Origin of the sequence: Pseudoroseomonas cervicalis ATCC 49957 (assembly GCF_000164635.1) — a bacterium.
Taxonomy (GTDB): Bacteria; Pseudomonadota; Alphaproteobacteria; order Acetobacterales; family Acetobacteraceae; genus Pseudoroseomonas; species Pseudoroseomonas cervicalis.
Genome location: NZ_GG770778.1, coordinates 805,827 through 811,725, shown reverse-complemented (window position 1 = coordinate 811,725; position 5,899 = coordinate 805,827). Strand labels below are relative to the sequence as shown.

Here is a 5,899-nt window from a genome sequence, read left to right as displayed (position 1 = left end):
GTGATGGCGACCGCGATCAGCGGCATCAGCGCCGGGATGACGGAGGCGTGCTGCGGCTCGGCCCGGGCCAGGCCGAGGAAGGCCAGCAGGCCGAAGCCCGCGAAGCCCAGCGTGCCGAGCGCCCAGAGGCGCGGCCCCGCCCCTTCCAGCCGCAGCGCCGCGCGCCCCTCCACCGCCCAGAGCAGCGCCAGCAGCAGCGGCGCGACCGGGCCGTAGCGCAGCACGGTCAGGGTGAAGGGGTCGAGCGCCGCCATCAGCGGCTTGACCACCGCGAACATGCCGCCCCAGACCAGGGCGGTGCCGGTCAGCATGGCCATGCCGCGGGCGCGTTGCGAGAGATGGGGCATCGCCGGCCCTCCTTGTTGCGTCGCAGCACAGGATGGCTGTGGACATTCGCGCAGGCGATGCGTTTGATCGCCCGGTGCCTGCGCAAAAACACACAGCCGAGCGGGGACTCGGCGATTGGGACCGGCTGCGCACCTTGCTGGCGCTGCGGCGGGGCGGCTCGCTCTCGGCCGCGGCGCGGGCGCTGGGGGTGGACCACAGCACCATCGCCCGCCGGCTGGAGGCGGCGGAGCAGGAATTCGGCACCCCGCTGTTCGAGCGCGGCCCCGAGGGCTTCGCCCCCACCGCGCTGGGCGAGGCGGTGCTGGAGGCGGCGGAGCGCATGGAGGCCGAGGTCACCGGCCTGCTGCGGCGGATCGATGGCGCCGCGACGGGCCTCACCGGCCCGGTGCGGGTGACGACCACGCCACACTTGGCCGCCTGCCTGCTGGCGCCGGCGCTGGGCCCGTTCCTGGCGGCGCATCCCGGGCTGCGGATGGAGCTGGTGGCGGACAGCCGCAGCCTGGATTTGTCGCGCCGCGAGGCCGATCTGGCGCTGCGGCTGGCGCGGCCGGACCTGCCGGGGCTGGTGGCGAAGCGGCTGGGCGAGGCCGGCTTCGCCTTCTACGCCGCGCGCGACGACCACCGGAGCTTCGCCGAGCAGAGCTTCATCGCCTACCAGGACGCCTCGGGGCATTCGCCGCTGCAGCGGCACATGGCCTCGCTGGTGCCGGAGGAGCGGATCGTGCTGCGCTCCAACGCCATGCAGGCGCTGCACAATGCGGTGCGCAGCGGGCTGGGGGCGGCGCTGCTGTCCTGCTTCTCGGCCGAGGCCGACACAGCGCTGCGCCGCCTGCCGGCGCCGCGGGCCATACCGGCGGTCGGGCTGTGGCTGGTCTATCACGAGGACCTGCGGCGCAGCCCGCGGCTGCGCGCGGCGCTGGGGTTCGTGGAGGGGGTGATCCTCGGGGCGCGGGCGCGGCTGCTGCCGCCGGGGTTTCCGTTCGATCCGCCGCAGGGCGCGGCATGACCGGGCGGGCCGGCCGCCCGCCCCGCCCGGCCTTGGCAGAAGCGGCCGGGCGCGCCATCATCCCGGCATGAAGGCCGCCCCGAGTACCACCGGCATCGCGCTTCCGCGTCCCTGACGCGAGAAGCCGAGGCAAGCGACCCGCAGGGTCGCCTGCCGGCGTCCACCCGCGACCCTCCGGGTGAACCCCGCCGCATGCGCGGCTTGCGAACAAGCGGTCCTCATCATGCAGAATGTCTTCGAGAGCCCGTTCAAGGGCATCACGCTCGATCGCCTCGTCACCAACCCGAACATCCGGGTCGGGCGGCACAGCTACTATTCCGGCTATTACCACGGCCACGGCTTCGACGAATGCGCGCGCTTCCTGCTGCCGGAGGAGGGCGCGGGCATCGACAGGCTCATCATCGGCGCCTTCTGCTCGATCGGCTCGGGCGCGGCCTTCATCATGGCCGGCAACCAGGGGCACCGGAGCGACTGGGTCAGCACCTTCCCCTTCCACTGGATGCCGGAGGTCCCCGCCTTCGCGGGCGCGGCCAATGGCTACCGCCCGGCGGGCGACACGGTGATCGGCAACGATGTCTGGATCGGGACCGAGGCCATCATCATGCCGGGCATCACCATCGGCGATGGCGCGGTGATCGGCGCGCGGGCGGTGGTGACGCAGGATGTCGCGCCCTACGCCATCGTCGGCGGCAACCCCGCCCGGCTCATCCGCAAGCGGTTCGGCGAGGCCGAGATCGCGATGCTGCTGGAGCTGCGCTGGTGGGACTGGAGCGATGACGCGCTGCAGGCGGCCATGCCGCTGCTGACCAGCGGCGACATCGCGGCGCTGCATCGCCACTGGCAGGCGGCCGTCCCGCCGCTGGCGTAGCCCCGGCGCGCCCGGCCCGTCAGCGGTGGCGGGCGGGCCGGTCGCGGCCCGCCTCGCGCGGCTGGCTCACGAGCCCCGGTAGGTCGAATAGGACCAGGGCGTGCAGAGCAGCGGCACATGGTAGTGCCCCTGCCCCTCGGCCAGGCCGACGCTCAGCACCACCTCGTCCAGGAAGCGCGGCTCCGGCGCCAGGCCCAGGGCCGCGAAGTAGTCGCCGATGTGGAAGCGCAGCTCGTAGCGGCCGGGGGCAAACGCCTCGGGCGGCAGCAGGGGCGCGTCGGTGCGGCCATCGGCGTTGGTGGTGGCGTGGCCGATGTAGTGGCGGTCCGGCGCCACGCGCCACAACTCCACCCGCACCCCCAAGGCCGGGCGGCCCGAGGCGGTGTCGAGCACATGGGTGGTCAGGGCGGACGGCTTGCTCATTCGGCGGCCTCGGGCAGTTCCTGCGGGATGGTGGAGGTCAGCTCGGCCAGGTCGAAGCGGCGCAGGCTGTCGAGCTGCGCCCCGGCATCCTCCAGCCAGAGGGCGCGGCAGATGCCATCAACCAGCCGCGGCACGCCATACTTCATGCCGCTGATGCTGGCGCCCGAGAGGCCCATGGAGAGCGTCGCCGCATAGGTCATGCAATGCAGGCGAGAGAGCAGCGGCGCGGCACCCGGCGTCTTCTCCCGGAAGGAGAAATCATCGGCGAGGTAGGGGGAGGCGCCGCAGAGTGCGCTCTCCTCCCCCGGCGGCGGGGTGAAGGCATCCTTCCAGAGCAGGATGCCGGGCGCGAAAGCGGCCAGCTCCGGCCGCAGGCCGAGATCGAAGGTGAAGCCGGTGCCGAGGATCACCGCATCGGCGGCGAAGCGGCCGCGCGGCGTGTCGAGCACCACCGCGTCGCCGTCCATGCCGGCGCCCTGAACCGGCGCGCCCATCACCAGGCGGAAGCGCGGATCCTCGGCCACGCGGTCCCAGCTTTCCTGCGGCGGCGGCTGGTTCAGCTCGAAGATGTGCCGGGTGAAGCGCCATTTCAGCAGGTCCGGCAGGGCGTGGTACTGGCCGAGATAGCCCGCCTGCTCCATCCAGCGGAACGGGTTGACGCGCGGCATGCGCGGGCGGCGGACCAGCATGGTGGCGCTGGCGGCGCCGGCCTCCAGCGCGGTCGCCAGATTGTCGAAGGCGGAGGCGCCAGCGCCGACCACGATCAGCCGCTTGCCGGCCAGCGCGGCGAAATCGATCGCCTGGGCGGTGTGCAGCACGCGCCCCTCCGGCAGCGCGCCGAAGGGCGGCGGGATCTGCCAGGCGCCGGAGCCGTCCATGCCGGTGGCCAGCACGGCGCGGCGGGCCAGCTGCACCACCTCCCCCTCCGCGGTGCGGAAGCGCAGCGCCAGCAGGCGCCCGTCCCCGGCGCTGTCGATGCCGAGCAGCGCGTGCCCGTGGCGCACCGGCAGCGCCAGCGTCGCCTGGTACCAGTCGAGGTAGCGCTGCCAGTCCTCGCGGCCGATCTTGCGCAGGGCGTCCCAGGCGGCGGCGCCGTCGCGGGCGGTGAAATAGGCGCGCGGCGTCAGCGCCGGGATGCCGAGATCGGGCCCCGTGACGTGCTTGGGCGTGCGCAGGGTGCGCATGCGGGCGAAGCTGGTCCAGACGCCGCAGCCGCCCGGCGCGGCGCGGTCGAACACCGCGACATTCCCCACCTTCTGCCGGCGCAGGCCGAAGGCGGTGGCGAGCCCGGTCTGCCCGGCGCCGATGATGGCGACGTCCAGCACCCCCTCGGGCGCCGGCGGCAGCCAGGGATGCGCCGGGTAGTCCAGGTGGTCGAGCTGGCGCCGCGCCTCCTGGGCGAGCGCGTCGAGGGCGTCGGACATCGCGGGTTCCCGATCCTGGCGCGGGGCGGCGCCTTGCTGCTATGCATCACAGCATGCCGCCGGCCGGAGGCGTCCGGCAAGCGCGGCACACGGCACGGCGCCTTCCGTGCCCGCCCACCCCCCTGCCATGGAGGTGCCCGTGAGCGCCGGCGTGACCAAGCTCCGCGTCAAGGACGAGGATTTCCTGGTGGCCTCGATGATCGAGCGCTGCCCGAAGACCATGATGGTGCGCGAGCTGCTGCAGAACGCGCTGGAGGCCGCCATGCTGGCGCCCGAGGGCGAGCGGCGGGTGGAGTTCTCCGCCCTGCCGATGGAGGGCAGCCGCAAGCTGGCGATCTGGAACACCGGCCCCGGCCTGACCGGGCCGGAGCTCTACCGCATGTGCGACATCGCCGCCTCGATCCGCAAGGAGACCGGGCTCGACCACAATTTCGGCATGGGCGCCAAGGTGGCGGCGCTGCCCTCCAACCAGCGCGGGCTGCGCTACCGCTCGGCGCGCAAGGGCAGCGTGCAGGAGGTGGTGATCGGCAAGTATGACGGCGTCTATGGCCGGCTGCTGCGGCCAGGCCCGGGGGGCAAGCCGACCGAGGTGATCCACGTCACCGCCGAGGCCGCGGCCGAGCGCCGGCCCACCGACCAGGAATGGACCGAGGTGGTGCTGCTGGGCAATGCCGAGGGTCAGGACACCGTGTCCGACCCCTATCTGGGCCAGCCGCGCGGCGGCGGGCGCTGGCTGCTGAACGCCATCATCCTGCGCTATTTCCGCTTCCCCGCGGGGGTGGAGGTGACGCTGCTGCCGGGCACCGCCCCGGCGCGCGAGGCCGGGCGCGTCACGCCGATGCAGGCGCGGCTGGCGGCGCTGGCGGATTACGAGGCGGTGCGGCTGCCGCAGGGCATCGTGCTGCACTACGCCTACGACCCGGACGCCAGCGCGCCCGGCGCCAGCGACAGCCGCAAGAGCCTGGCCGGGGTGGTGTATCGCGACGAGGTCTATGGCCTGCTCTGGGGCGGCTTCTGGCGGCGCGAGGCGCCGGGCTTCGGCATCCCCTTCCTGTCGCGCAACATCAGCGTGCTGGTCGAGCTGCCGCCGGACTACCCGGTGCAGCAGGACGCCTACCGGGAGTTCCTGCGCTACCGCGCCGGCGGCCAGGCGCCGGTGAAGGCGCTGGATTTCGCGGCGCTGGTGGCGGCGCATATCCCGGCCTGGCTGCGGCGCCACCTGGACGCCGCCATGCCCGAGGCCAGCTATGCCGACGAGGCGCGCGACACGCTGCAGGAGCTGCTGGAGCGCCTGGAGGTGCAGCGCCGCCGGCCGTCGCAGAAGGGGGCCGAGGCCAAGCCGGCCGCGGCGAAGAGCCAGGCGGATGCGGCCGCCCCGCCGCGCCCGCCAGCGCCGGAGCAGGCGCCCCAGCTGGTGCTGCTGCGCGACGCGGCGGAGATCGCCGATCGTGACCTGGCGCAGCGCGCCGCCGCCTACTACCCGCAGACGCATCAGCTGCACATCAACCTGAACTACCCCGCCATCGCCGCCCTGGCCGAGCGGCTGCGCGGCCTGGCCCCGCCCGAGGCGGAGCCGGAGCAGGTGTCGCGCGCGGCGCTGATGGTCGCCGAGCGCGCCATGGTGCTGCGCGTGGCGCGCGCGCTCGCCTATGCGCTGGCCAAGCGCGACCAGCCGGCGGCGTGGAAGGAGCCGCAGCTGCGCGCCCTGCTCTCGCCCGAGAGCCTGACGCTGGCGGCCGAGGATATCGACACGGGCTGGCTGGATTCGGAGCAGGCGATGCGCACCGCCCTGCTGATGGTCGCCACCGCCACGGATTGAGGCGGCGGTTG

6 protein-coding genes are annotated in these 5,899 nt (G+C 73.8%); 3 read left to right on the top strand and 3 right to left on the bottom strand.

The window, feature by feature from the left end; translation table 11 throughout:
• Positions 1–347, bottom strand: a 347-nt coding sequence (locus HMPREF0731_RS10730; RefSeq protein WP_007004140.1) for an EamA family transporter, incomplete at its 3' end; no start/stop codon positions are given.
• A gap of 74 nt (positions 348–421) precedes the next feature.
• On the opposite strand from HMPREF0731_RS10730, the gene HMPREF0731_RS10725 reads away from it, so the two are divergent.
• Positions 422–1,354, top strand: a complete 933-nt coding sequence (locus HMPREF0731_RS10725) for a LysR family transcriptional regulator (protein ID WP_169312284.1) — start codon at positions 422–424, stop codon at positions 1,352–1,354.
• 223 nt (positions 1,355–1,577) lie between these two features.
• The gene (gene catB / locus HMPREF0731_RS10720) at positions 1,578–2,222 is read left to right on the top strand and encodes a type B chloramphenicol O-acetyltransferase (protein ID WP_007004138.1); all 645 of its coding nucleotides are present in this window, start codon (positions 1,578–1,580) and stop codon (positions 2,220–2,222) included.
• Positions 2,223–2,288: 66 nt separating this feature from the next.
• On the opposite strand, the gene uraH is transcribed toward catB, so the two are convergent.
• Positions 2,289–2,645 carry a hydroxyisourate hydrolase gene (gene uraH / locus HMPREF0731_RS10715; RefSeq protein ID WP_007004137.1) on the bottom strand — a complete coding sequence of 119 codons (357 nt, stop codon included), beginning with the start codon at positions 2,643–2,645 and terminating at the stop codon, positions 2,289–2,291.
• Positions 2,642–4,069: a SidA/IucD/PvdA family monooxygenase gene (locus tag HMPREF0731_RS10710; protein ID WP_007004136.1), complete on the bottom strand. Its 1,428-nt coding sequence runs from the start codon at positions 4,067–4,069 to the stop codon at positions 2,642–2,644. Before HMPREF0731_RS10710 ends, uraH begins: the two co-directional genes overlap by 4 nt.
• Before the next feature lie 139 nt (positions 4,070–4,208).
• On the opposite strand from HMPREF0731_RS10710, the gene HMPREF0731_RS10705 reads away from it, so the two are divergent.
• Positions 4,209–5,888, top strand: coding sequence for an ATP-binding protein (locus HMPREF0731_RS10705; RefSeq protein ID WP_245538301.1), 1,680 nt, complete (start codon positions 4,209–4,211; stop codon positions 5,886–5,888).
• Positions 5,889–5,899: the final 11 nt, after the last annotated feature.